Annotated in this window: 22 protein-coding genes; 12 read left to right on the top strand and 10 right to left on the bottom strand. The window is 67.5% G+C overall.

Features of this window, described 5'->3' with window-relative positions:
- Positions 1 to 21: 21 nt before the first annotated feature.
- On the top strand, positions 22 to 630 hold the full coding sequence (locus JS528_RS11890; protein WP_214358246.1) for a VanZ family protein: 609 nt from the start codon (positions 22 to 24) through the stop codon (positions 628 to 630).
- Positions 631 to 759: 129 nt separating this feature from the next.
- On the opposite strand, the gene rpsA is transcribed toward JS528_RS11890, so the two are convergent.
- Both rpsA and JS528_RS06350 read right to left on the bottom strand, forming a co-directional pair.
- On the bottom strand, positions 760 to 2,232 hold the full coding sequence (gene rpsA / locus JS528_RS06355; protein ID WP_214358245.1) for a 30S ribosomal protein S1: 1,473 nt from the start codon (positions 2,230 to 2,232) through the stop codon (positions 760 to 762).
- A gap of 435 nt (positions 2,233 to 2,667) precedes the next feature.
- The gene (locus tag JS528_RS06350; protein ID WP_214358244.1) at positions 2,668 to 3,546 is read right to left on the bottom strand and encodes a bifunctional methylenetetrahydrofolate dehydrogenase/methenyltetrahydrofolate cyclohydrolase; all 879 of its coding nucleotides are present in this window, start codon (positions 3,544 to 3,546) and stop codon (positions 2,668 to 2,670) included.
- 164 nt (positions 3,547 to 3,710) lie between these two features.
- Here JS528_RS06350 and JS528_RS06345 point away from each other — a divergent pair, with 164 nt between their 5' ends.
- The 3 genes from JS528_RS06345 (at position 3,711) to JS528_RS06335 (ending at position 6,752) form a co-directional block, all read left to right on the top strand.
- Entirely contained in the window at positions 3,711 to 4,853 is a 1,143-nt protein-coding gene (locus JS528_RS06345) for a metal ABC transporter solute-binding protein, Zn/Mn family (RefSeq protein ID WP_214358243.1), read from the top strand.
- A gap of 136 nt (positions 4,854 to 4,989) precedes the next feature.
- Positions 4,990 to 5,913, top strand: a complete 924-nt coding sequence (locus tag JS528_RS06340; protein ID WP_214358242.1) for an ABC transporter ATP-binding protein — start codon at positions 4,990 to 4,992, stop codon at positions 5,911 to 5,913.
- 2 nt (positions 5,914 to 5,915) lie between these two features.
- A complete protein-coding gene (locus JS528_RS06335) occupies positions 5,916 to 6,752 on the top strand; it encodes a metal ABC transporter permease (protein WP_214358241.1) in 837 nt (278 codons plus the stop codon).
- Positions 6,753 to 6,766: 14 nt separating this feature from the next.
- On the opposite strand, the gene ispF is transcribed toward JS528_RS06335, so the two are convergent.
- The gene (gene ispF / locus JS528_RS06330) at positions 6,767 to 7,246 is read right to left on the bottom strand and encodes a 2-C-methyl-D-erythritol 2,4-cyclodiphosphate synthase (RefSeq protein ID WP_214358240.1); all 480 of its coding nucleotides are present in this window, start codon (positions 7,244 to 7,246) and stop codon (positions 6,767 to 6,769) included.
- An 85-nt stretch (positions 7,247 to 7,331) separates the two neighbouring features.
- Positions 7,332 to 7,928: a CarD family transcriptional regulator gene (locus tag JS528_RS06325; protein WP_214358239.1), complete on the bottom strand. Its 597-nt coding sequence runs from the start codon at positions 7,926 to 7,928 to the stop codon at positions 7,332 to 7,334.
- 139 nt (positions 7,929 to 8,067) lie between these two features.
- Between JS528_RS06325 and glgB the strand changes: the two genes are divergently transcribed.
- Genes glgB through JS528_RS06310 form a run of 3 tightly spaced genes read left to right on the top strand, consistent with a single transcriptional unit; the run spans position 8,068 to position 12,182 of the window.
- Entirely contained in the window at positions 8,068 to 10,299 is a 2,232-nt protein-coding gene (glgB, locus tag JS528_RS06320) for a 1,4-alpha-glucan branching protein GlgB (RefSeq protein WP_214358238.1), read from the top strand.
- 31 nt (positions 10,300 to 10,330) lie between these two features.
- Positions 10,331 to 11,071 (top strand): response regulator transcription factor, encoded by a 741-nt coding sequence (locus JS528_RS06315; protein ID WP_214358237.1) that lies wholly within the window; start codon positions 10,331 to 10,333, stop codon positions 11,069 to 11,071.
- A gap of 10 nt (positions 11,072 to 11,081) precedes the next feature.
- On the top strand, positions 11,082 to 12,182 hold the full coding sequence (locus JS528_RS06310; RefSeq protein WP_214358236.1) for a sensor histidine kinase: 1,101 nt from the start codon (positions 11,082 to 11,084) through the stop codon (positions 12,180 to 12,182).
- On the opposite strand, the gene JS528_RS11575 is transcribed toward JS528_RS06310, so the two are convergent.
- Positions 12,151 to 12,417 carry a ComF family protein gene (locus tag JS528_RS11575; RefSeq protein ID WP_338069775.1) on the bottom strand — a complete coding sequence of 89 codons (267 nt, stop codon included), beginning with the start codon at positions 12,415 to 12,417 and terminating at the stop codon, positions 12,151 to 12,153. The genes JS528_RS06310 and JS528_RS11575 overlap by 32 nt on opposite strands.
- 408 nt (positions 12,418 to 12,825) lie before the next feature.
- Positions 12,826 to 13,659 (bottom strand): HAD-IIB family hydrolase, encoded by an 834-nt coding sequence (locus JS528_RS06300; RefSeq protein ID WP_214358235.1) that lies wholly within the window; start codon positions 13,657 to 13,659, stop codon positions 12,826 to 12,828.
- A gap of 107 nt (positions 13,660 to 13,766) precedes the next feature.
- Between JS528_RS06300 and JS528_RS06295 the strand changes: the two genes are divergently transcribed.
- Entirely contained in the window at positions 13,767 to 14,195 is a 429-nt protein-coding gene (locus tag JS528_RS06295; protein WP_214358234.1) for a metallopeptidase family protein, read from the top strand.
- A 6-nt stretch (positions 14,196 to 14,201) separates the two neighbouring features.
- Here the strand turns inward: JS528_RS06295 and JS528_RS06290 are convergent, their stop codons facing one another.
- The 3 genes from JS528_RS06290 to JS528_RS06280 are packed head-to-tail and all read right to left on the bottom strand — an operon-like array spanning position 14,202 to position 19,167.
- Positions 14,202 to 15,710: a DUF5719 family protein gene (locus tag JS528_RS06290; RefSeq protein ID WP_214358233.1), complete on the bottom strand. Its 1,509-nt coding sequence runs from the start codon at positions 15,708 to 15,710 to the stop codon at positions 14,202 to 14,204.
- A complete protein-coding gene (locus tag JS528_RS06285; protein ID WP_338069774.1) occupies positions 15,707 to 18,868 on the bottom strand; it encodes a glycosyltransferase family 2 protein in 3,162 nt (1,053 codons plus the stop codon). The genes JS528_RS06290 and JS528_RS06285 overlap by 4 nt, the downstream gene beginning before the upstream one ends.
- Positions 18,865 to 19,167 carry a WhiB family transcriptional regulator gene (locus JS528_RS06280; RefSeq protein ID WP_214358232.1) on the bottom strand — a complete coding sequence of 101 codons (303 nt, stop codon included), beginning with the start codon at positions 19,165 to 19,167 and terminating at the stop codon, positions 18,865 to 18,867. The genes JS528_RS06285 and JS528_RS06280 overlap by 4 nt, the downstream gene beginning before the upstream one ends.
- A gap of 274 nt (positions 19,168 to 19,441) precedes the next feature.
- On the opposite strand from JS528_RS06280, the gene JS528_RS06275 reads away from it, so the two are divergent.
- The 3 genes from JS528_RS06275 (at position 19,442) to JS528_RS06265 (ending at position 23,069) form a co-directional block, all read left to right on the top strand.
- Positions 19,442 to 20,926, top strand: coding sequence for an LCP family protein (locus tag JS528_RS06275; RefSeq protein WP_338069773.1), 1,485 nt, complete (start codon positions 19,442 to 19,444; stop codon positions 20,924 to 20,926).
- 373 nt (positions 20,927 to 21,299) lie between these two features.
- Positions 21,300 to 22,661: an LCP family protein gene (locus JS528_RS11790; RefSeq protein WP_420838204.1), complete on the top strand. Its 1,362-nt coding sequence runs from the start codon at positions 21,300 to 21,302 to the stop codon at positions 22,659 to 22,661.
- Positions 22,662 to 22,790: 129 nt separating this feature from the next.
- Positions 22,791 to 23,069, top strand: coding sequence for a WhiB family transcriptional regulator (locus tag JS528_RS06265; RefSeq protein WP_003826822.1), 279 nt, complete (start codon positions 22,791 to 22,793; stop codon positions 23,067 to 23,069).
- Between the two features lie 145 nt (positions 23,070 to 23,214).
- On the opposite strand, the gene JS528_RS06260 is transcribed toward JS528_RS06265, so the two are convergent.
- Positions 23,215 to 24,705: a sensor histidine kinase gene (locus JS528_RS06260; protein WP_214358230.1), complete on the bottom strand. Its 1,491-nt coding sequence runs from the start codon at positions 24,703 to 24,705 to the stop codon at positions 23,215 to 23,217.
- A 218-nt stretch (positions 24,706 to 24,923) separates the two neighbouring features.
- Here JS528_RS06260 and trhA point away from each other — a divergent pair, with 218 nt between their 5' ends.
- On the top strand, positions 24,924 to 25,808 hold the full coding sequence (gene trhA / locus JS528_RS06255; RefSeq protein ID WP_214358293.1) for a PAQR family membrane homeostasis protein TrhA: 885 nt from the start codon (positions 24,924 to 24,926) through the stop codon (positions 25,806 to 25,808).
- The last annotated feature ends 67 nt before the right edge of the window (positions 25,809 to 25,875 follow it).

Raw genomic sequence — 25,875 nt, 5'->3', positions numbered from 1 at the left:
GAATTCTCACAAAGAACATCAATGAGCAATACAGTCAAGAACATTATCATTTCCGGTATCGCGGGGATTGCGACCTTTCTGATTCTTCGATTCCTTATCGTCGATGTCACTTCCGTATGGGCAACCTTGACCATACTCCTCGGACGATATGAGTTTCTATTGCAATATCCTCTCGTCATCATCTCATTTCTGACACTCAACGCACTACTGGTGGCACTGTTCACATATCAGCTCTTGAGCAAACATATCCTTAAGCCGTATATCCACGGACTTTTTGCATACTATTGTCTGATCCTCATCGTCATCGTGATGTTCAAAAGTCCAGGAATCAGCGGATACAACTTCAATCCATTGAGTATATGGGATCAGATCGGCAACGACTGCTCCGCGGTCTTGTTCAACATTCTGTTGTTCATTCCACTGGGATGTTTCCTGCGGTTCTATACGGCAAATACCACAACGAGCTCCCTGTGCTGCCTCGGCCTGATTCTCGCGTGCGAGATCCTTCAGCCTCTGCTGCATCTCGGCATTTTCGACGTCGTCGACATCATCTGCAATCTCGTCGGCTCCGTAGCCGGGTGTCTCCTCATTGAGCTGATTCGTTCCCATAGGAACCCACGGAACAACTGATCCGAACGACGTATCCACCGGATGAACCGTTCGATGCGCGCGACGGAAACAGATGAGCCCGACCGCAAGGTCGGGCTCATCTGTTTCAGATCAACGAAGAGACAAAGCTAGTCGCCGATCCAAGGGAACTCACTTGCCAAGCAGCTGGTCGCGCAGGGCGGCGAGCTGATCGGAGTCGGCGAGAGTGCCGTTGGAGGTGGACTCGGAGGAGTAGTTGGACACCTCTTCGACCTTCTCTTCCTTCGGGCCCTGGCCGTCGGCGGCAGCGGACTCCTCCGCGTGCTCGAGCTCCTTGGCCACGAACTCCTTGTGCTCCTCCCACAGCTGGTGGGCGGCCGCGTACTGGGACTCCCACTCCTCGCGCTGCTTCTCGTAGCCGGCGATCCACTCGTTGGTGTTCGGGTCGAAGCCCTCCGGGTACTTGTAGTTGCCCTGCTCGTCGTACTCGGCCGGCATGCCGTAGATGGCCGGATCGAAGTCCTCGGAGTTCGGGTCGACGGAGTCGTTGGCCTGCTTGAGGGACAGGGAGATGCGGCGACGATCGAGATCGACGTCGATCACCTTGACGAAGACGATCTCGCCCGGCTTGACGACGGTCTCCGGGTTCTCGACGTGACGGTTGGCGAGCTCGGAGATGTGCACCAGACCCTCGATGCCGTCCTCGACGGAGATGAACACGCCGAACTGGACGATCTTGGTGACCTTGCCCTTGACGATCTGGCCGGGGACGTGGGTGCGGGCGAAGCGCTGCCACGGATCCTCCTGGGTGGCCTTGAGCGACAGGGAGATGCGCTCGCGGTCCAGATCGACGTCGAGGACCTCGACGGTGACCTTGTCACCGACCTTGACGACCTCGGACGGGTGGTCGATGTGCTTCCAGGACAGCTCGGAGACGTGGATGAGGCCGTCGACACCGCCGAGATCGACGAAGGCGCCGAAGTTGACGATGGAGGACACGACACCCTCGCGGATCTGGCCCTTCTTGAGCTGGGACAGGAAGGTCTCGCGAACCTCGGACTGGGTCTCCTCGAGGTACTGGCGACGGGACAGGACCACGTTGTTGCGGTTCTTGTCGAGCTCCAGGATCTTGGCCTGGATCTTCTGGCCGATGTACGGGGACAGGTCGCGCACGCGACGCATCTCGACCAGGGAGGCCGGCAGGAAGCCACGCAGACCGATGTCGACGATGAGGCCGCCCTTGACGGCTTCGATGACGGTGCCCTCGACAACGCCGTCGGCTTCCTTGATCTTCTCGATGTCGCCCCAGGCGCGCTCGTACTGGGCGCGCTTCTTGGACAGGATCAGACGGCCTTCCTTGTCTTCCTTGGTGACGACAAGGGCCTCGACGGTGTCGCCGACCTTGACGACCTCGTCGGGATCGACGTCCTTCTTGATGGAAAGCTCGCGGGAGGGGATGACGCCCTCGGTCTTGTAGCCGATATCCAGGAGGACCTCGTCGTGATCGATCTTGACGACGGTACCCTCGACCAGATCACCATCATCGAAGTTCTTGATGGTGGAATCGACTGCCTTGATGAAGTCCTCTTCGGTGCCGATGTCGTTGATGGCGACCTTGGTGACCTCAGTGTTGTTCTCTGCCATGTAAATATATGGTTTCTAATAGATGGATGGATAATTACTCGGTATTCAGTTATGCGCGCGTGCCCCTTCAGGCATACAAATAGCCACTGTACCGCCCCCCATGCCCAAAATATCCGGCGTGTCGCGCGTCCGGTTCCGCCCTCGGCGTTGCGGGAGGACGTCGGGGATTGCGGGGTGGCCGCGGGGGTCGTCGATGCGCATGTCGAGACACGCTCCGGGCCGCTCTGGCCAAGTCTTCACGGTCTCGACATGCGCATCGACGACCCCCGCTCATTTGCGTACGTACGTCACGTGACGTCAGAGACCAAGTGAGCGGGGAGTCGGGATATTCGTTTCGCGACCGTAGGCTTGGCCGAACGGCCTTGAGTGTGTCGCGAAACGAATATCCCGACTCCCCGCGGCCGCAGGCGCAAAAAGAGGAACCGAACCCGAACGTCAGTGGAGCTGGCGTTCGGCCATCTCGACGACGTTGGCCAGGAGCATGGCGCGGGTCATCGGGCCGACGCCGCCGGGGTTCGGCGAGTAGGCGGAGGCCTTCTCGTGGCAGGCCTTGTCGATGTCGCCCCTGACGCGCCAGCGGCCGGCCTCCTCGTCGAAGACGCGCGAGACGCCGACGTCGAGCAGGATCGCGCCGTCCTTGATCATGTCGGGCTTGACGAAGCCGGCGGAGCCCATCGCGGCGATGATCACGTCGGCGCGGCGCATGTGGTCGACGACGTCGCGCGTGCCGGTGTGGCACAGCGTTACGGTGGCGTTGACGGCGCGGCGGGTGAGCATCAGGCCGACGGTGCGGCCGATGGTGATGCCGCGGCCGAGCACGCACACCTCCTTGCCGTCGAGGTCGATGTCGTAGGCCCCGAGCAGCTCGATGCAGCCGCGCGGGGTGCACGGCAGCGGGGTCGTGACGTCCTCGCGCACGTGCAGGACGAGCTCGCCCAAGTTGTACGGGTGCATGCCGTCGGCGTCCTTGGCCGGGTCGATCAGGTCGATGATCGCGTTCTCGTCGATGCCCTTGGGCAGCGGCAGCTGGACGATGTAGCCGGTGCAGGCCGGGTCCTCGTTCATCTCGCGCACGACGGCGGCGATGTCCTCGAAGCTCGCGTCGGCGGGCAGCTCGTGCTTGATCGAGCGGATGCCGACCTCGGCGCAGTCGGCGTGCTTGCCGGCCACGTACTTGACCGAGCCGGGGTCCGATCCCACCAGCAGTGTGCCCAGTCCGGGCTCGATGCCGGCGGCCCTGAGCCGCTCCACACGCTCCCTGAGCTCGCCCTTGATCTTCGCGGAGACCGCCTTGCCGTCGAGTTTCGTGGCCATGTTCTCATTCACCTCTTGTCGGGTTGGTTCGGATTCTTCGGCAGGGCCTGCCGAATATGGAGTCGGATGCTATTACGATTAAGTATCGAATCGGTTTCGTCGAGGCGGGCGGTGGACGAAGGACGTCCGCGCCCGGCCGCGCGCGTCGGAGAAAGGGCGGCATCATGACCACGGATCATCGCACCAGGGCTTTGAGGGGCGGCCTCGCCGCGCTGCTCGCGTCGGCGCTGCTGCTGGCGGCGGGCGCGTGCGGCGTCACGAACGACACGGACGATCAGCAGGACTCCCAGACGAAGGTCCAGACCAAGACCGGCGTGATCACGGTGGTCTCGTCGGTCAACCAGTGGGGTTCGCTCGCCGAGGAGATCGGCGGGTCGGACGTGAAGGTCACCTCGATCCTGAGCTCCACCGGCGTGGACGCGCACGACTTCGAGCCGAAGACCTCGGACCTCGCCACGCTCTCCAAGGCGGAGATCGTCGTGGCGAACGGCGCCGGGTACGACACGTGGGCCACGAAGTCGCGCTCCGCCGACTCCACGCTCGTCTCGGCCGCGCAGATCGTCGGCGCGATGGACGGCGACAACCCGCACCTGTGGTTCTCGAAGGACGCGCGCAGCGGCATGGCCAAGGAGCTGGCCGACGCGTTCTCGAAGGCCCGCCCCAAGAAGAGGAAGGCCTTCGCCAAGCGCCTCAAGGAGTGGCAGGCCAACGAGGACGAGCTCGACGCGGCGATGACGAAGTTCGCCAAGGCCCATCCGGACGCGACCTATGGGGCGACCGAGGCGGTGGCCTACTACCTGATGAGCGACATGTCGCTCGAGGACGTGACGCCGAAGGGCTACGCGCAGGCGGTGGCCAACGGCGGCGAGATCGCGCCGGCCGATCTGCAGACCTTCCAGAAGCTCATCGAGGGCAGGAAGCTGGACGTGCTGGTCAACAACACGCAGGAGGCCACGGACGCGACGAACATGCTCACCGGTGCCGCCGGACGCTCCGACGTGCCGGTCGTGGACGTCAGCGAGCAGATGCCGTCGAAGTACGACTCCCTCGACGACTGGATCGAGGCGCTGGCCGAGCAGATCTTCGAGGCCGTCGATCCGGACTACGACGACGACTCCAATGACGGGCAGACCGATCCGGACGCCCCCGACGCCGATGCGACGGGCGACGACGCGTCGGCCGACCAGTCGGACCAGTCGGCGGACTCGGGCGACGCGACGACCGGCTGCTCGAACGGCGACGGCACGGGCGACTGCACCGGCGCCAACGACGGCTCCAACGCGGGCCAGCAGGATCCGGGCAAGTGACCGTCCGCGCGGTCACGCGCAATCGATATTGAGAACGGTTGTCAACATCATTTGCGATAATCCCCTCCGGTAACAGGCACGGGGCCGCGCACGAGCCGTGACGCGATCCCCCTCACCCGTACGGGAAGGAATCGGCATGGGCGCACAGACGCAGGACCCGCAGGACGGGCGCGACGCCATCGTGTTCCGCGACGCCGCGGTCAGACGCGGGGAGAAGGTGATCTGGCAGCACGGCAACTTCGCCATCCCCGCCGGGTCGGTCACCGCGATCGTCGGCACGAACGGCACGGGCAAGACCACGATGATGAAGGCGGAGCTGGGACTACTGCCGCTCGCCTCGGGCTCGGTCACGGTGCTCGGACGCCCGGCCGGCGAGGCGAACCGGCTCATCGGCTACGTGCCGCAGAGCTACACGTCGGACATCGATTCAAACCTCACGGCCGAGCAGTCGGTGCTGCTGGGACTGACCGGCACGCGCTTCGGCATCCATCCGATCACCAGGGCGCAGCGGGAACGCGCGACGCAGGCCATGTCCTTCGTCGGCATCGCCGACAAGGCGAGGTACCGCCTGTCCGAGCTCTCCGGCGGTCTGCGCCAGCGCGTCGCCATCGCCCAGGCCATCGTCTCCGATCCCAAGCTCCTCATGCTCGACGAGCCGCTGGCCAATCTCGACCTCGCCTCCCAACGCTCGGTGGCGCATCTGCTCGCCCGCCTCAACCAGGAACTCGGCATGACCATCCAGGTCGTGGCGCACGACCTCAACATGCTGCTGCCGATCCTCACGGGCGCGGTGTATCTGCTGGACGGCCACCCGCACTACGCGGACATGCGCAAGGTCCTCGACTCGAAGCTGCTCACCCACCTGTACGGCACGAACGTGCAGGTCGTGACCACGCCGCAGGGCGACATGTTCGTCACCCCCTCGCTCGACGAGCCGGAGGGCCAGCCGATGGACATGCACACGGCCGCCGAGGTGGCCGAGCTGCACCATCACGCGCACACGCCCTCGATGCACCACACGGACCACGCGGCCCCCACGGACCGCAGCCACAAGGAGTGACGATGAGCCACATCGATTTCAGCTTCGACCCCAACTGGATGGACACGCTCACCGCGCCGTTCATGACCAACGCGTTCCTCGCGGGCCTGTGCATCGCGTTCGCGGCCGGCGTGATGGGCTACTTCACCATCGCCCGACATTCGACGTTCGCCGCGCACGCGCTGGCGCACATCGGCCTGCCGGGGGCGACCGGCGCGGTGCTGCTGGGACTGCCGGTGTCGCTGGGACTGGGCGCGTTCGCGCTCGGCGGCGCGCTCGTCATCGGCGCGCTCGGCAAACGCGTCTCCGAACGCGAGATCGCCACGGGCACCGTGCTCGCGTTCGCCACGGGTCTGGGCCTGTTCTTCGCCAGGCTCTCCTCGTCCGCCTCGCAGCAGATGCAGTCGATCCTGTTCGGCTCGATCCTGACGATCACCGACGCGCAGATCGTCGGATTCGCGATCTTCGACGCGGTCCTGCTCGCCGTGCTCGCGGTCATCTACCGTCCGCTGCTGTTCAGCTCGCTCGACGAGCAGGTGGCGCAGGCCAAGGGCGTGCCGATCGGATGGATGAACGTCGCGTTCATGGCGATCATGGCCGGCGTCATCACCATCGCGGTGCCGGCGGTGGGCACGCTGCTGATCTTCGCGCTGGTCATCACGCCGGCCGCCGCCGCGAACATCCTCGCCGCCTCGCCGCTGAAGGCGATGGTCGTCTCCGGCGTGATCTGCCTGGTCTCGATCTGGGGAGGCCTCCTGCTCGCCTCGATGTTCCCCGCTCCCCCGAGCTTCGTCATCGTGACGATCTCCACCCTGATCTGGGCCGGGGCGAGGGCGTTCGACGCACTGCGCAGGCGCTGAGGGGCACTCCGCCTCTACCGCTCCTCGACGAGGGCGTTGGCGACGGCGGCGATGCCCTCGCCGCGCCCGGTGAAGCCCATGCGATCCGTGGTGGTGGCGGTCACGGAGACCGGGCAGCCGACCGCCGCGGTCAGGGCCTCGCACGCCTCCGCGCGGCGCGGACCGATCTTGGGGCGGTTGCCGACGATCGCGACCGAGGCGGAGACCGGCTCGAACCCGTGATCGCGCAGGTGCGCGACGGTCTCGCGCAGCATGGCCGAGCCGTGCATGCCGGCGCCGTGCGCGTCCGCGCCGACGCCGAACAGCGAGCCGATGTCGCCCAGCCCCGCGGCGGCGAGCAGGGCGTCGATCAGCGCGTGGGCGGCGACGTCGCCGTCCGAATCGCCCTCGATGCCCGGGCCGGAGTCCGGCCAGACGAGACCGGCGAGCCAGAGCTCCCGACGCGAGGCGTCCCCGGCGAAGCGATGGGCGTCGAATCCCTGTCCTATGCGCATGGATGTCCCCCTGATGCGAAGATGCGAAATGCGAACGATACGGAAAAAGCCCCCGGTCGTTCGGGGGCTTGGGGCGCGCGACGGCTCAGCGCTTGCGCGTCTTCTTCTTCTCGGCGTCGAGGCGGGCCATCGTATCGGCGGCGGCCTCCTCGGGGGCCTTGGTGTGGTGCTTCTCGTCGCCCGGCTTCGGCTCGCTGTAGCCGAGGTTCACGTCGAGCAGGCGCTGGGCCTCGTCCTCGTCGATCTTCTCGGACAGGGCGATCTCCGAGGTGAGGATGGAGCGCGCCTTGGTCAGCATGCGCTTCTCGCCGGCGGACAGGCCGTGCTCGTCCACGTCGCGCTGGGCGAGGTCGCGCACGACCTCGGCGATCTTGTTGACGTCGCCGGTGGCGATCTTCTCGACGTTGAGCTTGTAACGCCGGGACCAGTTCATTTCCTTCTCGACGATGGGGGTACGCAGGATGTCGAACACCGTGGCGACCTCGTTCGCGTCGACGATGTCTCGCACGCCGACCTTCTTCGCGTTCTCGACGGGAACGTTGATCACCAGGCCATCGGAGGACAGCACCGACAGCTGCAGGTATTCGCGGGTGACCCCTCTCACGGTTCGTTCGGTGACCGCCTCGACCCTCGCCGCGCCATGACGCGGATAGACGACCATATCGCCGACCTTGTAACCCATGAAACCTCCGCTGGAGCAGACTCACAAAAAACCTGAAAAAGTATGCCACAGACCGTGGACCGGCGATATGAGCGAGAAATGTCCACGATGCGACGCGCCAAAGCCGCGATGAGAACGTTTGTAGCCGTACACTATGGGCATGGCTAATAACACAAACATCAATGACGATACATTTGCCGTGCCTGTCGACCAGGGCGCACTCACCCAGGTCAGCAACGCGGAGTTCTACAACCCCCACGAGGTCCTCGGCGGACATCTGGGCGAGGACAAGTTCGCCGCCTACACGACGGTCCGCGTCCTGTGCCCGATGGCCGAGTCGGTCTCCGTACTGACTCAGAACGACGAGTTCCCCGCGGTCCACGAATACAACGGCGTGTTCGTGGCGGTGGTCCCGTCCATCAGGACGGACGACGGCTACGGCGTGCCCACCTACCGCATCAAGTACTCCTACAAGGACGGCGTCGAGCACGTCGAGGACGATCCGTACCGCTACCTGCCCACGGTCGGCGATATGGACCTGTACCTGTTCGGCGAGGGCCGCCACGAGCGTCTGTGGGAGGCGCTCGGCGCCCACGTGCGCCGCTACTCCGATCCGATGGGCGACGTCGAGGGCACCTCCTTCGCCGTGTGGGCGCCGAACGCCCACGCCGTGCGCGTGATCGGCAACTTCAACGGCTGGGACGGCCGCCGCCACGCGATGCGCGAGCTCGGCTCCTCCGGCGTGTGGGAGATCTTCATCCCGGGCGTCAAGGCCGGCGAGGTGTACAAGTACCAGATCCTCAACGCCAACCACGAGTGGGTCGAGAAGGCCGACCCGATGGAGCGCTCCCACGAGGTCCCGCCGGCGACCGGCTCGATCGTCGTCGAATCCAAGCACGAGTGGGGCGACGACGAGTGGATGGACCACCGCCGCAGCACCAACCCGATGGACCGCCCGGTCGCGATCTACGAGATGAACGCGCACAGCTGGCGCAAGGACGTCAAGAACTACCGCGAGCTCGCGGACAAGCTGGTCCCCTACGTCACCAAGATGGGCTTCACCCACGTGGAGTTCATGCCGCTGACGCAGTACCCGTTCACCGGCTCCTGGGGCTATCAGGTCACCGGCTACTACGCGGTCGACTCGCGCCTCGGCTCCCCGGACGACTTCAAGTACCTCGTCGACAAGCTGCACGAGGCCGGCGTCGGCGTCATCATGGACTGGGTCCCGGCCCACTTCCCGAAGGACTCGTTCGCGCTGGGCCGCTTCGACGGCACCCCGCTGTACGAGGATCCGGACCCGACCCGCGGCGAGCACCCGGACTGGGGCACCTACATCTTCAACTTCGGCCGCAACGAGGTGAAGAACTTCCTCGTGGCCGACGCCTGCTTCTGGCTCGGCGAGTACCACGTGGACGCCCTGCGCGTCGACGCGGTCAGCTCGATGCTCTACCTCGACTACAGCCGCGAGCCCGGCCAGTGGCACCCGAACATCTACGGCGGCCGCGAGAACCTCGAGGCCATCGAGTTCCTCAAGGAGGCCAACGCCACCGCGTACAAGAACAACCCGGGCATCATGATGATCGCCGAGGAGTCCACCGCCTACGCGGGCATCACCGCCCCGACCGACGCCGGCGGCGTCGGCTTCGGCCTCAAGTGGAACATGGGCTGGATGCACGACACGCTCGAGTACCTGCACGAGTCCCCGATCAACCGCAAGTGGCACCACAACGAGATCACCTTCTCGATGGTGTACGCCTACTCCGAGCACTACGTGCTGCCGCTGAGCCACGACGAGGTCGTGTACGGCAAGGGCTCGCTGTACGGCAAGATGCCGGGCAACGGCTGGGACAAGTACGCGGGCGTGCGTTCGCTGTTCGCCTACCAGTGGGCCCACCCGGGCAAGAAGCTCACCTTCATGGGCAACGAGCTCGCGCAGTGGGGCGAATGGGACTACAACAACTCCATCGACTGGGCGTGCCTCGACTGGCAGGACCACGTCGGCGTGCAGGAGCTCGTGGCCGACCTCAACGCGTTCTACAAGGCCAACCCGGCCCTGTGGAGCCAGGACTTCACGCCCGACGGCTTCCAGTGGCTCACCAGCGACGACGCCGACCACAACACGCTGAGCTTCCTGCGCATCGGCTCGAACGGCGAGGAGCTCGCGGTCGTCGTGAACTTCGCCGGCGAGGCGTGGCAGGACTACCAGGTCGCGCTGCCCAAGGGCGGCAAGTGGACCGAGGTGCTCACCACCGACAACGCGAAGTACGGCGGCTCGGGCATCTCCAACGGCACGTTCGAGGCCGACGCGGGCGAATACCACTCGCGTCCGGCATCGGCGAAAATCACCGTCCCCGCGCTCGGAGTTGTATTCTTGAAGCCAGAAGACTGATCGAACACAGTCGAAAGGCGGAACAAGGAACATGCTCAATACCACGGCACGTCAGCAGACCGCGCCGCGCACCGTACTGGTCGTCGAGGACGAGCCGACGCTGGCGACCGCCATCGCGCAACGCATCACCGCCGAAGGGTGGACCGCACGCGTTGCCGGTGACGGCGCCAGCGCCGTCCAGGCGGCCAATCAGCTCAAGCCCGATCTGGTGATCATGGACATCATGCTGCCGGTGATGGACGGTCTCGAGGCCACCAAGCGCATCGTGGCCGCCCGTCCGGTGCCGGTGCTGATCCTCACCGCCCGCGACGACGAGGCGGACAAGGTCATCGGACTCGGTGCCGGCGCGGACGACTACATGACCAAGCCGTTCTCGATGCGCGAGCTCATCGCCCGATGCAAGGCGCTGCTGCGCCGCGTGGAGCGCGCCAAGGTCATCGCCAAGAACGCCGAGAACGAGAAGATCCTCGACTTCGGCTCCCTGGTCATCGACCCGGCGCAGCGCACGGTGAGCGTCAACGGCGAGTTCGTGCATCTGACCCCCACCGAGTTCGACCTGCTCGCGACCCTCGCGCGCAAGCCCAAGTCGGTGCTCACGCGCGAGAAGCTGCTCGAGGAGGTGTGGGACTGGGTCGACGCCTCGGGCACCCGCACCGTCGACAGCCATGTCAAGGCCCTGCGCCACAAGCTCGGGCCCAACATGATCCGCACCGTGCACGGCGTCGGCTACGCCTTCGAGCCTCCGTCGCCCGCGCATGCGGACGGCGAGTGAGCCGGCGCGCATGGCCGCATCACGCACATCAACGCCCCCGAAGCCGATTTCGGGGGCCGCCCCACGAGCGGGCGCACGTGGCAGTCGCCGCGGGCGCCCGCTCGGCGTGTTCTCCTCGCTCAAGCTCGAATTGGGCGCCCTGATCGTCATCGCCACCTCCATCGCGTTCGCGATGTGCTGGTTCCTGCTCAAATTCGGATGGAGCGGCTGGATCGCCATGCCGCTCGCCCTCGCGGTGGCGCTGTGCATCACCTACTACTTCTCGCGCGGCCTGACCGCGCGTCTGCGCCAGCTGCGCGACGCCGCCGAGGCGATGGCCGACGGCGACTACACCGTGCGCGTGCCGATGGACGAGTCCAGCCACGACGAGGTGGGCCAGCTGGCCCGTTCGTTCAACGAGATGGCCGCAGAGCTCCAGCACGCCGACCAGACGCGCCGCGACCTCATCGCCAACGTCAGCCACGAGCTGCGCACGCCGGTCTCCGCGCTGCGGGCGCAGGTCGAGAACATGGCCGACGGCGTCACCGATCCCACGCCCGCAAACCTCGAGGGCATCCTCGACCAGACGCAGAGGCTGACCGACCTCATCGCGTTCCTGCTTGATCTGAGCCGCATGGAGGCGGGCGCCGCGAGCCTCGAGATCGAACGGTTCAACTTCGCCGACTTCCTCGACGACACGATCGAGCCGCTGGAGCTCGCGGACGGCGGGCATGCGCACGACATCCACGTGCAGGTCGCCGACGACATCGTGATGGAGGGCGATCAGGACCGTCTGCGCCAGCTGTTCACCAACATCATCGGCAACGCCCTCAAGCACTCCCCCGACGGCACCACGGTCCTCGTCGAGGTGCACGAGGACCTCGACGAGGGCACGATCGTGACGAACGTCGTCAACTTCGGCTCGCAGATCGCCCCCGAGGCCCGCACCGACATCTTCCGCCGGTTCGTCAAGGGCAAGTCGGGCCCCGGCACCGAGTCCGGCGGCACCGGTCTGGGGCTGTCGATCGCGCGCTGGGCCGCCCAGCTGCACGGCGGCACCGTGCGGGTGGTCGACGACGTGCGCGGCGCCGATTTCGAGATCATCCTGCCGAAGTACCATACCGAGGCGTAGCGGCCAGCGCGAGGCCGCACACGACCCGCGCGCCTGCGTCGCGCAACGCGTCGGCGCAGGCGCGCATCGTCGCGCCGGTGGTGACGATGTCGTCGACGATGACGACGTCTCTCCCCGCACACGCGTTCCCATGCCCGGGCGCACCCTCAGACGCCCTCCCATGCGCGAGGCGCGCTGATCGGCGCCGGCCGTCTCGACGGCCTTGCCCGCGGCCGCGACGCTCTCCAACGCCCACGTGACGCGGGCCTCGATGCCGCGGGAGGCGCAGACACGCGCCACGGCACGGGCCAGGGGCGCCAGATGCCGCCGTCCGCGGGCGGCGGTCGAACGCGCCGACGACGGCGCGGGCACGATCAGCAGCGGTCCGGCGCAGGACGGGATCCGCCCCGCGAGCGCGCCGATCACCGCGGCGAACTCACGGTCGCACTCCTCGTCGCCGTGATCCTTCCACGCGAGGATCGCGCGGCGGGCACGACCGCCGTACGAGGCGCATGCGTAGGCGTGGCCGGTCGTCGTATCGGCAAGCGGCAGTTCGATGCCGAGGCCGAACAACCGCCGGCACGACGGGCACAGGACGGCATCGGGCGCGTCGCATCCCGCGCATCCGCGCGGCAGGACGACGCCGATCAGACCGGCGAGGAACTCATTGCGAGACGGGTTGCGCGACATCATCGCCGCCGTCCGGCTCCGGCAGCCGCGCGAGCAGTCCGTCGACGAACAGGATCGTGTCGGCGGGGTTCGAGACGGCGACGCCCATCGTGCCGGCCTGCGCGGCCGGGTAGTCGTTGCCTCCGGGGGCCATGCGGTCGCCGACGAAGACCATGTCGGCCACGTCGATGCCGGTGAGCGAGGCGAGCTCGCGGACCGCGAACGCCTTGTCGATGCCGCGGCCGGCCACGTCGATGCTGGTGTAGCCGCCCGCATGCACCTTGAGATCGGGCAGATCGGCGGCCACGGCCCGCGCCATGCGCTCCTTGAGCTCGCCGGTCGGGTCGAAGGCCTGCTTGGCCTCGAGCGGCGCCTGCTGGCCGAGGACGGAGAACGTGATCTGCGAGCCGCGGTCCTCGATGCGCTCGCCCCAGACCTCCTCGACCCACAGCCCCTGCTCGCGGGCCCTGCGCTCCAGGCTGGCGAAGGCGCGGGCGCGCTGGTCGTCGTCGAGATCATGGCTGAAGACGGTCCTCCAGGCCCCGCCCTCCCAGCGCAGGTACCGGGTGCCGCTGGTGGGCATCAGGTGCAGGTTGGACAGGTCCGCCCCGGGACCGAGCACGTCGAGGATCTGGCTGACGACCAGCGAGTAGCGGCCGCCGGTGATGACGGCCACCGGGATGCGGCGGGTGAGCTCGGTGAAGCGTTCCGCCATCGGCGGCCTCATCGGCAGCTTGGAGTTGGCGAGCGTGTTGTCGAGGTCGAATCCGACGAGCCGTGCGCGTGCGCACAGGAGGTCAAGATCCCACTGGTTCCACGGCTTGATCATCGCCCGTCCTCCATCCGATTCGCGGCCAACGCCTTTTGTCATGTATCCTAGCGCGCCGGCGGCGGCGCGCGGGTGTGAACTCGCTGCCTTGACCTACAGTGGAAGGCATGCTTGAAGCCCCTTGGAATGAACGAGTCTACCGCAACCGGCACGGCCGCGGCATGCGGACCCCGATGTTCGGCACACGTTTGCCACGATACCGCACCCGTTCCGGCATGTTCGACGATCTGGTGGCGGCCCATATCCGCAGACTGGCCGAGGCGTGGCCGGAGCTCATCAAACCGGTGCAGTTCGCGGTGGAGGACGTGCCGCCGTCCGATCCGGTGCCGTGGGAGACCGAGCCGAGCCTCAACTCGCGTGCGTTCCCCGCCGATCACGGCGTGCCCGCGCGCATCGTGCTGTACCGCATGCCGCTGCAGTCGCGCACGCGCGGCCGCGAGGAGCTGCAGTGGGCGATCCGCGACGAGCTGGTCATCAGGGTGTCCGAGCTGTATGGCCGCCGGCCCGAGGAGATCGATCCCGACTTCGAGTGGTGAGCCGGCTCAGCGCACGATGGTGTTGTCCTGCGAGGAGCGGATGGTCTCCTCGCGCACGGTGAGCGCGGTCGGCTCCGTGGCGGACAGCCCCGCCACCTTGGCCGGGTCGAGTCCGCCGCCGCCGAGCCGCACGCCCCAGGCGACGGCCTTGCCGCGGTCCTCGACGAGGACCGCCGTGCCCTCGCCCTTGACGGAGACGGCGCTGTTGGCCTTGATCGTCACCTCGTCGGCGGAGCCGGCCTTGCCGGTGTCGTCCATCGCCGTCAGGGAGACCGTGACCTCCTCGTTGGTGGTGTTGACGAGCGTGACCGTCGCGTCGAGTCCGGAGGGCAGGGCCGCCCCCGACGACGAGGCCGGGGTCACGGCGGCCAGGGAGGCGAAGTCCTCCTGACCGCTCGCGCCCGAGCGCACGGCGCGCGCCGCGGCGACGAAGTCGTCGGAACCGGTGGCGAGGATGCCGTGCGCCCCCTTGGGCGCCTGCCCCAGATCGAACACGGCGACCTGATCCGCCTTGACCCGCTTTCTGCCGATCGAGGACAGGCCGTCCTCGGTGATCCACGACAGGGTCACGTCGCCGGCCGTGCGGGAGTAGGCGTAGAGACTGATCTTGTCCCCCTCGCTCACGGAGGGGATCGCGTTGAGCGTGGATGCGGCGCCCACGGGCATCGTGAAGTCGGAGCCCTTGGGCGTCAGTCCGTCGGCGCTCACGGAGCTCACGTACGCGGCCACGGGCATCACGTCGCTGGTGATCGTGACGTACAGGCCCTGCTGGTCGGGGGCCGCGGCGGACAGGTCCACCGTGGTCTCGCCGCCGGCGGCGACGGTGGCGGTGCCCGAGGTGGACAGGCTCATCGAGCCGGCGGACGAGGTGCCGACCACCGTGATCGTGACGGTGGTGGCCTTGGACGAGGGGTTGGCGAGCGTCATGCGCTGGCTGGAGCCGGTGGCGGTGCCCGACAGGAGGAACGACTGCGTCATCGCCGGGACCGTGCAGGTGGCGGCGGAGATGCCGCGCAGGTCGCCCGAGGAGGCGTGCGAGGCGATGACGCCGGCGTGGCCGGAGCCGTCGGACGCCTCGAGCAGGTTGGCGTTGAACAGACGGGACGAGCCGCTCTCGTCGCGGCCGACCATCGCGTCGGCGTTGCGCGGGTTGTCCGGCGCCTTGAGCGAGAGGGCCTCGCCGCCGGCGCTCATGTCGAACGGGGCGACGGTGGAGGCGTACACGGAGCCGAACGCCGCGAACGAGGCGGACGTGGCGATGTCGCCCTCGGAGGCGCGGTATTCGCTGTCCCCCCAGTCGCCGGAGTCGGGCAGCGCCATGCGGGCCGGGCAATAGGATTCGAGCAGCTGCTGGACGACGCGGTGCGAGGCCGTGGCCTCGCCGGAGGCGCGGTCGACGAACCACTGCGGCATCGTCGTGACGGACAGCAGTGCGAACGCGGCGACCAGCGCCACGCTGGTGATGATCGCGAGGACGACGCGCAGGACGCGCGCGAGGGTCGACGGACGGTTCATGCCTCTTCCTCCTGACGTTCCTGCCGCATCAGGGCCTCCGGATGGCGGCGCGGCGCGGCGACCAGCACGTACAGCAGCGTGACGACGCCGAGGCTGGCCAGCCATGCGGCGCGCCACGGGCTGCGGCGCATCGCGTTGAGGTGCGTGGCGTCGATGCCCACGGTGTTGCCCTCGGCGGCGGTCAGACGGTAGTAGGTGCCGTCCGTGTCGGTCACGACGGTCTGCGTGCCGTTCGAGGCGGTGATGTTGGTGGCGAGCTGGTCGGCGCCGGCGCCGCCGGTGACGACGAACAGGCCGCCGAAGCCCATCGCGGCCAGCTCGTCGATCGCGTCGGAGTCGCTGTTCGACAGCAGACGCGCGGCGAGCTCGCCGATGGCGACGTCGTCGGCGTCACGCTGTCCGACGACCTGACGGGCGCGCCATGCGGGCGAGGAGTCGACCAGATCGCCGCGCGAGGTGTGCATCACGGCGTAGCTCACGTCGGTGTGCGACTCGGCGTCGAGCGCGAGGACGCGCTGGTCCGGGGTGCGTTCGAGCGAATCCATCGCGACCATCGGCAGACCGGAGTCGCTCACGGTGACCGATCCGGCGATGTGACGGGCGGTCGAGTATCCGGTCCACGAGACCACGCCGGCGGCCAGCACGAGGCACAGCAGCGTACGTCCAGCGACGATGAATCCGTGGCGGACCCGCGCGACGGCCCTCCTGCGGGTCTCCACGCGGGTCAGATCGGCCGACGCCGCGGCGGATTCCTGCAGCTCGACGAAACGGCGCACCGCGCCGCCGGCGACGAGGCACACGCAGGACAGGGCGCCGAGCATCGCGAAGACAAGACCGGGCATCACCGATCCGGCGACGGAGCCGCTGGCGTCCACGGCGATGGCGACGCGCGAGGAGACGAGGCTGAGCGCGCCGCCGGCAACGATCACGACCCACATCATGCGCGAGGCGCGCAGCGCGAACGGCAGCACCAGCGAGACGATGGCGAGCAGTGTGACGGTGGCGACGACCGCGAGCGTGGCGGCCGCGAATCCGTCGGCGAGCAGGCCGGCCAGGTCGGTCCCCTCCGTGAGGCCGAAGGCGCGCACGATCACGTCGACGAGGTTGAGCGCGGCCGGATGGCGGTTCACCTGCGCCAGGGGCAGCGTCATGTCGCCGAACAGCTGGCGCCACTCGCCCCTGTCCATGTAGCGCACCGCGTTGACGAGCGTGGGCGCGATGAGCAGGGCGGCCGGCAGCGGCATGAGCAGCAGCATCGCGCGGTGGCGCGGCACGAAGACGAGGAAGACGAGGAAGACGAGGACCAGCGGCAGCAGCAGCTGCGGCTCGGCGGCGACCGTCGGCATGTAGCACAGCGCGGCCGCGGCGGCGGCCTGCACGGAACGGTGCGGATGAATCCGGTCCTCGGTGTGGTAGAGGCCGACGGCGCGGAAGGTGAACGCGAACGCGGCCGGCAGGAAGACCATCACGGTGAGCATCGGCAGGTTGGCCGACGAGTACAGGCCGAGCGCCAGACCGAGCGACATCCACATCAGGCCCGTGATGACGCGCACGGCGTCCGAACGGGTGAACACGCCCGCCAGCGCCCAGAAGGCGAGCGCGGCCGCGGGCGCGGCGGCGAAGAAGATCAGGCTGGTGGCGGCGGCCACATGCCCGCCGGTGAGCAGCGAGGCGACGAGCAGCACCCACAGCCAGGGCGCGGGGGGCGCGGCCACTCCGGTGCCGACGCCCCACACCCACTGCGTGGTGGCGGCCTCGGCGAGCGCGCCCAGGGAGACGTTGGTGGGCAGCCACTGGGCCGACCGCAGGGAGCCGCCGCCCAGCGCGGCGCGGAACATCGACCAGTCGAGCGTGAGCACGACGACGAACGCGGCCACGGCCATCGCGATGGCGAGTCCCCAGCGACGGGTCAGACGCATGCGCAGGTGGGAGCGGACCAGCGGACTCAGCAGCACGGTGTCGCACTGCTCCTCCAGCGCCTGCTCGCGTTCGCGCCATCGGGCGAGCTGGTCGCGGGTGACGGAGAGCATCGCGAGCTGCGAGCGCGTCACGACGGTCTGCGAGGTGACGGCGCGGCGGGCCTTGAACGCTCCGGCGGAGCCGATCAGCGCGCGCCAGGGCAGGGCCAGCTCGCAACCGGCCTCGAAGGGCTGCTTGCCGGCGAAGCGCCTGAGCGCCGAGCCGATCGCGGCGATGAGCGACCACAGCCATACGAGCGGCCACAGCGGTGCCGGGATGTCGGTGTAGCGGTAGCGCTGCCAGGCGTCGAGCACGCCCATCGACGGGTTGACGGCCCCCTCGGCGGCGGGTTCGCCGCCACGGGTGCGCATGCCCTCGAAGCGGGCGCGGCGGTGGGCGATGCGGGCGCGGGGCGCGACCACGACGCGGCCTCCGCCGCGGCAGATCCTGCGGCACAGGTCGGCGCCCTGCGCATAGGTGCCGAACCAGTTGGAGATGCCCCGGGAGGAGCGGACGGTGTCCAGCGGGACCAGCGCGCCGGCCAGCGAGACGGCGAACACGTCGGAGCGGGTGTCGTACTGCTCCTGATCCGGTTCGCCGTCGACCACGAGCGTGTGGATGCCGTGCCCGGAGGCGTACGCGCCGACGTTGTGGAGGTTCGTTCCCTCCCAGTCGAGCTGCTTGGCGCCGATCAGCGAGGCGCCGGGCGTGTTGCGCCACGATTCGACCAGCTGCTCGAGGCAGCGGTCGTCCGCGGGGCGCGAGTCGTCGTGCAGGAGCCAGAGCATCTGCACGCAGTAGTCGAGGTGCGCCTGGTCGAGCGCGCGGGAGACGGCCTCGCCGAAGGAGCGGGCGCCCTGCGCGCGCACCAGCTGCACGGAGATGCCCGTGGCCTCGGGGAATCGCTCGAGCGGTTCGGAGCCGGCCGCGACCACCTCGAAGGAGAGCTCCACCGGCTGGGTGGTCTGCCCGCTGCAGTCGGCGATGATGATGGCGCCGGGCAGGACGCTCTGGCGCAGCAGCGCCGAGAGCGTGGACGGCAGGAACCGCAGGTCCCTCTCGACCGCGATCACCGCCGCCACGGCGCGTTCGACGTTCTGGCTGTGCGAATAGGGACGGGCGGCCAATGCGTCGTTCACGATCTGACGCACGCCGCCCGTGATCGAAGGCAGTGGCTCGATGGCAAGTGCTCCGCTCACGCCTGCTCCTTATGCATCTTCTTGTACCTGCGACGTTCACGCTCGCTCATGCCGCCCCAGATGCCGAAGCGCTCGTCATGGTCGATGGCCCACTTGAGGCACTGCTCGCGCACCTCGCACTGCGAGCACACGCGCTTGGCGTCACGGGTGGAACCGCCCTTCTCGGGGAAGAACGCCTCGGGATCGGTCTGCGAGCACAGGGCCTTGTGCTGCCAGGAGATGTCGCCGTCCGGCGCGAACAGCCCCCACAGCAGCTCGCTCAACGGCTCATCGGCGGAATCGTCGGCAATCCCCCACATGCGCATCATCCTCCCTTGCCCGTTCGATTCCGTTTTCACGCCTCTAAATTACACACATGCGATTTCGCTTTTGTCAAGTGTGGGCCGTGTTATTCCGCTCGTTCGGGATTTGTTGTGGTATAAGCCGCGTTTCCCAGCCCATCGGGCGGCGATCCGCACCAGATCCCCACCGGATTCCCAGCCCCGGACAAGGTCCGTGGGCTATTCCCAGCATTCTTTTCGGTTGCGTGCCGTACAATCGAGAGGATTTGACCCCGATAGGAAGGTTTGCAGCGTGAGCTCGAGACGATCCGACGCAGGCGTGCCCAATCTCAACGGATGGAACGACGACTCGCCGCGCCACAGCGGCACGGCGTTCCGCGTGCACCACAAGCTGCGCAACGCGATCGTGTGCGTCGTCGTCGCCCTGCTCACGTTCGTCGGCACCGCCGCGGCCGCGACGTACGTCAACATCGGCGGCATCATCGACGGCCAGAGCGTCGATTTCATCGGCGCGAACGGCAAGGCGGTCGCCACCTCGATCGTCGACCCGAACGCCGGCAAGCCGCTCGACATCCTCATCCTCGGGCAGGACACGCGCTCGGGCGAGGACAATCTCTCGATCGGCGGCAGCGACAAGACGCTCGAATCGAACCACAACTCGGACACCGCGATGGTGATGCACATCTCCGCGGACCGCAAGTTCATCGACCTCATGTCCATCCCGCGCGACTCGATCGTCGACGTGCCCGCCTGCACGACCACCAAGGGCGTGGTCAAGGCGCAGTACGACGTGATGTTCAACTCGATCTTCGCCAACGCGTACTCCAAGGGCGACGACCTCGCCTCCGCGGCCAGCTGCACCGTGAACGCCGTGAACTCCCTGACCGGCCTCGACATCCAGAACTTCATCGTCGTCGACTTCGCGGGCCTCAAGTCGATGATCGACGCGATCGGCGGCGTGGACGTGTGTCTGCCGAGCCACGTGTTCGACGGCTACACCGGCATCAACCTCGACGCCGGCTGGCAGCACCTCGACGGCCTGACCGCCACGCAGTACGCGCGCCGCCGCCACGGCGCCGACACCGACGGCACCGACATGGAGCGCACCGCCCGCCAGCAGTACCTCATCAAGCAGCTGATCGCGCAGGCGCTGTCCAAGAACATGCTCACGCAGTCCAGCCAGCTCTACCAGCTCGCCAAGGCGGCCCTGAAGTCGCTCAACATCTCCTCCGGTCTGGCCAACACGACCACGCTGGCGGGACTGGCGATGAGCATGAAGGACTTCGACACCTCTCACCTGTACACGCGCACCGTGCCGGTGACCGACTGGCCGACCAACAGGAACCACGTCATGTGGACCGCCGAGGCCGACACCTATTGGGCCAAGATGCGCAACGACAAGCCGCTCTTCGACGAGTCCGGCTCGTCGTCGTCCGACTCGAGCTCCGCCTCGTCGGACTCGTCGTCCTCGGATTCGTCGGACTCCTCCGACTCCTCCACCGACCAGTCGAACCAGTCCGACCAGTCGACCACCGACCAGCAGGGCTCGGACGCCACGCAGTCCGACCAGTCCGGCTCCTCCTCCGAGCAGACGCAGACCAAGCCGAACACCAAGGTCGCCGACGGCGTCGAGAAGACCGCCGACGGCCAGTACATCGACACCGCCACCGGCGGCGTCATCGACGAGAAGACCGGCATCATCCACAACGCCACCACCAACGTGGTCATGGGCATCTCCGAGTCCTACCTCAACAACGTGGTATGCAAGGTCAAGTGACGTCCGCATGACGTTCCGGGCCTTCGGGCGGGCCCCGTCCGGAGGCCCGCTTGTGCCGGAAATGAGAAAATACCCATCGCCCCGCCCTCCCATGCGGCGCGATGTGCAACAGTGACAGAAGTCCAGATTCGTTACGGGGAGGCATAGCGTGCAGCAAGGCGACGGGGTGAACCCTCAGGAGATTCCGCCGAGTTTCATACCCTCGGGCTCCCGTCGCCGCTCCCAGCCCACCGGTCCGATCATCGATTCCGGCTCGCTGAACTCCTCGTCCGGCCGTCACGCCGGTGAGGCGGAGGACGAGCCCGCCCCGATCACGTCGAATCCGCCGAGCTTCAATCCCAACGCCCATCGCAGACGCGGCGGCAAGCACGCCATCGCGCAGCACGAGGAGTCCGACGCCGCCCCGGCCGCGCCGTCCCCGTCCCCGCGCACGACGGGCGGGGACGCGCCCGCGCCCACGACGGCGTCATCCCGATCATCGGCGGACGCGATGCCGGCGTCCTTCGCGCCGCGCCGGCGATCCACCCGACGCTCCTCCTCCCCCGCCCCGCGCACGTCGGGGCGTTCGTCCGTCTCGTCCGCACGCACGTCGGCCGCGGCCGCATCCGAGCCGCGTCGCTTCGAGCCGTCGCGTGCGCCGCGCCGCTCCTCCGGTTCGACCAGCGAGGCCTCGGCCGCACGCAGGGGCACGACCGCACCGGTATCGTCGTTCCGCTCCCCCGCCCCATCCGTCAGACGTGCACCGTCGTTGCGCATGCCCCGCCTGAGCGCCATGAGCGTGCGCAAGGGCGTGGGCATGACGCTCGCGGTCATCGCCGTCCTGCTGATGCTCGCCGTGTTCGGCGCGTGGCACTGGGTCGACGCGCGCCTGAACAAGGAGAGCGGCTGGCTGACGACCTCGGCGAACGCGTCGGCGGAGTCGTGGCTCATCCTCGGTTCGGACGAGCGCGACGGCACCGCCGGCGGATCGGCCGACGACACGCCGGGCTTCCGCACCGACACGATCCTCGTGCTCACCAGACCGAACCACGGCGCGAGCTCACTGATCTCCATCCCGCGCGACTCGCTCACGCAGGTGGACGGCACCTACATGAAGATCAACGCCGTGGCCCAGATCAAGGGCTACAAGGCGCTGGTCGGCGAGGTCGAGCAGATCACCGGCCAGCACATCGACCACATCGCCAAGATCAAGTTCGGCGGCCTCAAGAACGTGGTCGACGCGATCGGCGGCGTGAACCTGTGCTACGACCAGACCGTGAACGACGCCGACTCCGGTCTCAACTGGACGGCCGGATGCCATGTGGCGGACGGCGGCACCGCGCTGGCGTTCTCGCGCATGCGCTACTCCGACGCGAACGGCGACTTCGGCCGCGCCCAACGCCAACGCCAGGTCATCGCGGCGATCGTGAAGAAGGCCTCCTCCAAGGAGGTGATCGCAAACCCGGCCAAGGCCATGAAGGTCGCCGACGCGGGGCTCACGGCCCTGACGGTGGACGACAAGACCTCGCCGTTCACACTCGTGCAGATGGCGTTCGCGTTCAGGGCCGCCACCGGCTCCAAGGGTGTCACCGGCAGCGTGTACTGGACCAACCCGGACTATCAGGTCTCCGGCGTGGGCTCCTCGGTGCTGCTCGACGACAGCCGCAACACCGAGCTGTTCGCGCAGCTCGCCAAGGGCAGCCACAAGGCGGGGACCGTGGGCACTCTGGCGGAGGGCACGTCCTCGAACTCGTGAGCGACGCGCCCGGGCAGGGCCCGCGGGAATGCTCTTTTGACGAAAAGTCTTGAAAAAAGCATACGGACGTGCTTAGGTAGTACGTACTGGATGCGAACGTTCAGGGCTCGAACAGGAAAGGAAACGACGATGAGCAGTGCTTTCGATTGGCGTGCCAAGGCTGCGTGCCGTGACAAGGATCCGGAATTGTTCTTCCCGGTCGGCAACACCGGCGCGGCCTATCAGCAGATCGAGGAGGCCAAGGCCGTGTGCCGCACCTGCAAGGTGATCGACGCGTGCCTCAAATGCGCGCTCGACACGAATCAGGACTACGGCGTGTGGGGCGGTCTGAGCGAGGACGAGCGTCGTCAGCTCAAGCGCAAGGCGATGCGTCTGCGCCGCTCCCAGGCCATGCAGATGCAGATCTGATCGTCCTCTTATACCGACATCGAGAAGCCCCGGTCCGTGATGGACCGGGGCTTCTGTCGTTGTGATATATCTACGGGGAACTGCTCGCCTGTCGTCTCGCCTTCGCCTACGAACGGCCCGCCGGACCGTTCGTTTTACGGCTCAGCTACTCGGCCTGGGCGGCTCGGAGGATCATGTGCAGGACCACGCGGGTGCCGCCGCCCTCGCGCGGTTCCCAGTTGACGGTGCCGCCGAAGTCGTTGGTCACGAAGGTGTTGATGATCTGCGTGCCGAGACCGGAGCCGGAGGATCTGGCCATGCCGCCCTGCGCCTCGTCGCCGAGGCCGGTGCCATCGTCCTCGACCACCACGTCGAGGTCCGAGCCGGAGCGCTTGACCGAGATCGTGATGTGACCCTCGGTGCGGCCCTCGAAGCCGTGCTCGACCGAATTGGTGATGAGCTCGGTGAGCACCAGCGACAGGGGCGTCGCGTCCTGGGCGGGCATCATGCCGAATTTGCCGACGAAGTCGATGCCGATGTGCTGGTCGCGCATCGTGGCGACGTCCACGGCCATCTTGAGCAGGCCCGCGATGACCTTGTCGAAGTCCACGATCTCGTCGACGGTCTGGCTCAGGCCCTCGTGCACCATCGCGATGGTCTGCACGCGGCGCTGCGCCTCCTTGAGCTCCTTGCGCACCTCCTCGGACTTGGTCTTGCGCGCCTGCAGACGCAACAGGGCGGAGACGGCCTGGAGGTTGTTCTTCACGCGGTGGTGGATCTCGGAGATCGCCGCGTTCTTGGTCTGCAGCTCCTGCTCGCGGCGGCGCAGCTCGGTGACGTCGCGGCACAGCACGATGCTGCCGACCCGGCCGTTCATGTCGTACAGCGGCAGCGAGCGCACGGAGACGGCGGAGCGCTGCGTGGTGATCTCGGAGTCGACGGCCGCCTTGCCGCTCAGCACGAGCGGCAGCTGCTCGTCGACCTGCTCCTTCTGCTCCTGCAGCAGGTCGGTGCCGAGCTCGCTCAGGTAGTGGCCCTGCATCGTGGTCAGGAGGCCGAGTCTGCGGAAGCAGCTGATGGCGTTGGGCGAGGCGTAGCGCACCACGCCGTCCATGGTCAGGACGATGAAGCCGTCGGCCACGCGCGCGACGTGGCGCTGGCTCATCACGGAGTCGGAGTACGGGAACTGGCCGCGCGGGATCATCTCGTACAGCTGCTTGCCGGCGTTGATGCTCTCGGATTCGTAGCGGCCGTTCGACTCCCGGGTGGCCATGTTGGTCTCGCGCACGACCAGACCCAGGGTCTTGCCGTTGTGGCGCACGGGCGCGTAGACGTTGCACACGGTGGACTTGCCGACGGTGCGCAGCACGGTGGAGCGGAAGACGACCGCCGACTCCATCGCGGCGTCGAGCTCGCCGGACATCGATTCGGGCATGACGTCGCCGACGACGTCGTCCGTGCGCAGGGTCATCACCGTGGAGGGACGGCACTGCTCCGCCACGACGTACCGGCCGTCGCCGTTCTGCATGATGAGCAGGAGGTCGGCGAAGCTCAGATCGGCGATCACCTGCCAGTCGGCGACCAGCTGATGCAGCCATTCACGATCCCTGTCGTCGAGGTCAGGCCGCGTTGCGAGTATCTGTGAGAAATCTGCCATGCGTCCATCATACGCACGCCGTGCGCACGTCCCCCGGGTTTCCCGGACGGCGTGCGGACTGCCCGATCGGGTCTTGACTTTCCCGTAACCTACGCTATCGTAGGTTACGCTAACGTAAGTTGGAAAAACGTCAACAACATCACCGTCGGGCGAATCGTCGACACCCGACCGTTACGATGGCGTACATCACGACGAGGCCGGAGGCGACGCATACGATGATGACCGACGAGGAGATCGAGACGAGGCGCAGGGCCGTCGCCGCGGCGGACGAGCAGGCCGTGCAGGCCCGGGCCAAGGCGGCACGCACGAAGGCCGAGCTCAAGGCCGAGCAGATCAGGCTCAAGGCGGAGGCCAAGGCACGGTACGTCATCGCCAAGGGCGAGGCCAAGGCCGCGAAGATCGAGGGCGTCGAGCCGGTCAAGGTCAGGCGTCCGCGCAGGATCCGCCTCGACGTGCACGGCCGCGAGAAGCCGGCGATGCGCGGCTGGATCCACGCGGTGGCCTCCCCCCTGTCGCTGGCGGCCGGCATCGTGCTCATCTGTCTGGCGCAGGGCGCGGGCCTCAAATGGGCGTGCGCCGTGTTCATGACGAGCTCGCTGGTGCTGTTCACCAACTCGGCCTGCTACCATCTGGGCGATTGGAGCCCGCGCGTCACGGACGTGCTGCGCCGCATCGACCACGTGAACATCTTCCTGCTCATCGCCGGCACGTACACGCCGGTCTCGTTCGCGCTGGCGCCGTTCTGGCGCAATGTCATCATCATCTCGATGTGGGCGTGCACCGCGGTCGCGATCGTCATCCACGTGATCTGGATCAACGCGCCGCGCTGGCTGTACACGCTGGTGTACATCGTCTTCGGTATCTACGGGCTGGCGTTCATGGCGCTGTTCTGGACCTCGCCGTACGCGGGCCCGGCGGTGGTGATCCTGCTGTGCGCGGGCGGCGCGTGCTACATCCTCGGCGCGATCGTCTACGCGCTGCGCAGACCGGACCCCTGGCCGAAGGTGTTCGGCTTTCACGAGATCTTCCACTGCGGCACGGTGGCCGGATACGCCTGCCACATGGTGGCGATCTACATGGTGATCGTGGCGCTGTGGGCGTGAGCGCGGGATAGCGGCCGCGCGCCCCGGCATGCGCGTCGCGCCCACGGCGCCGCATACGCGAAGACCC

Source organism: Bifidobacterium santillanense (assembly GCF_018555385.1).
Lineage (GTDB): Bacteria > Actinomycetota > Actinomycetes > Actinomycetales > Bifidobacteriaceae > Bifidobacterium > Bifidobacterium santillanense.
The sequence above is the reverse complement of the archived record's forward strand: the minus strand, read 5'-3'. Positions and strand labels throughout refer to the sequence as shown.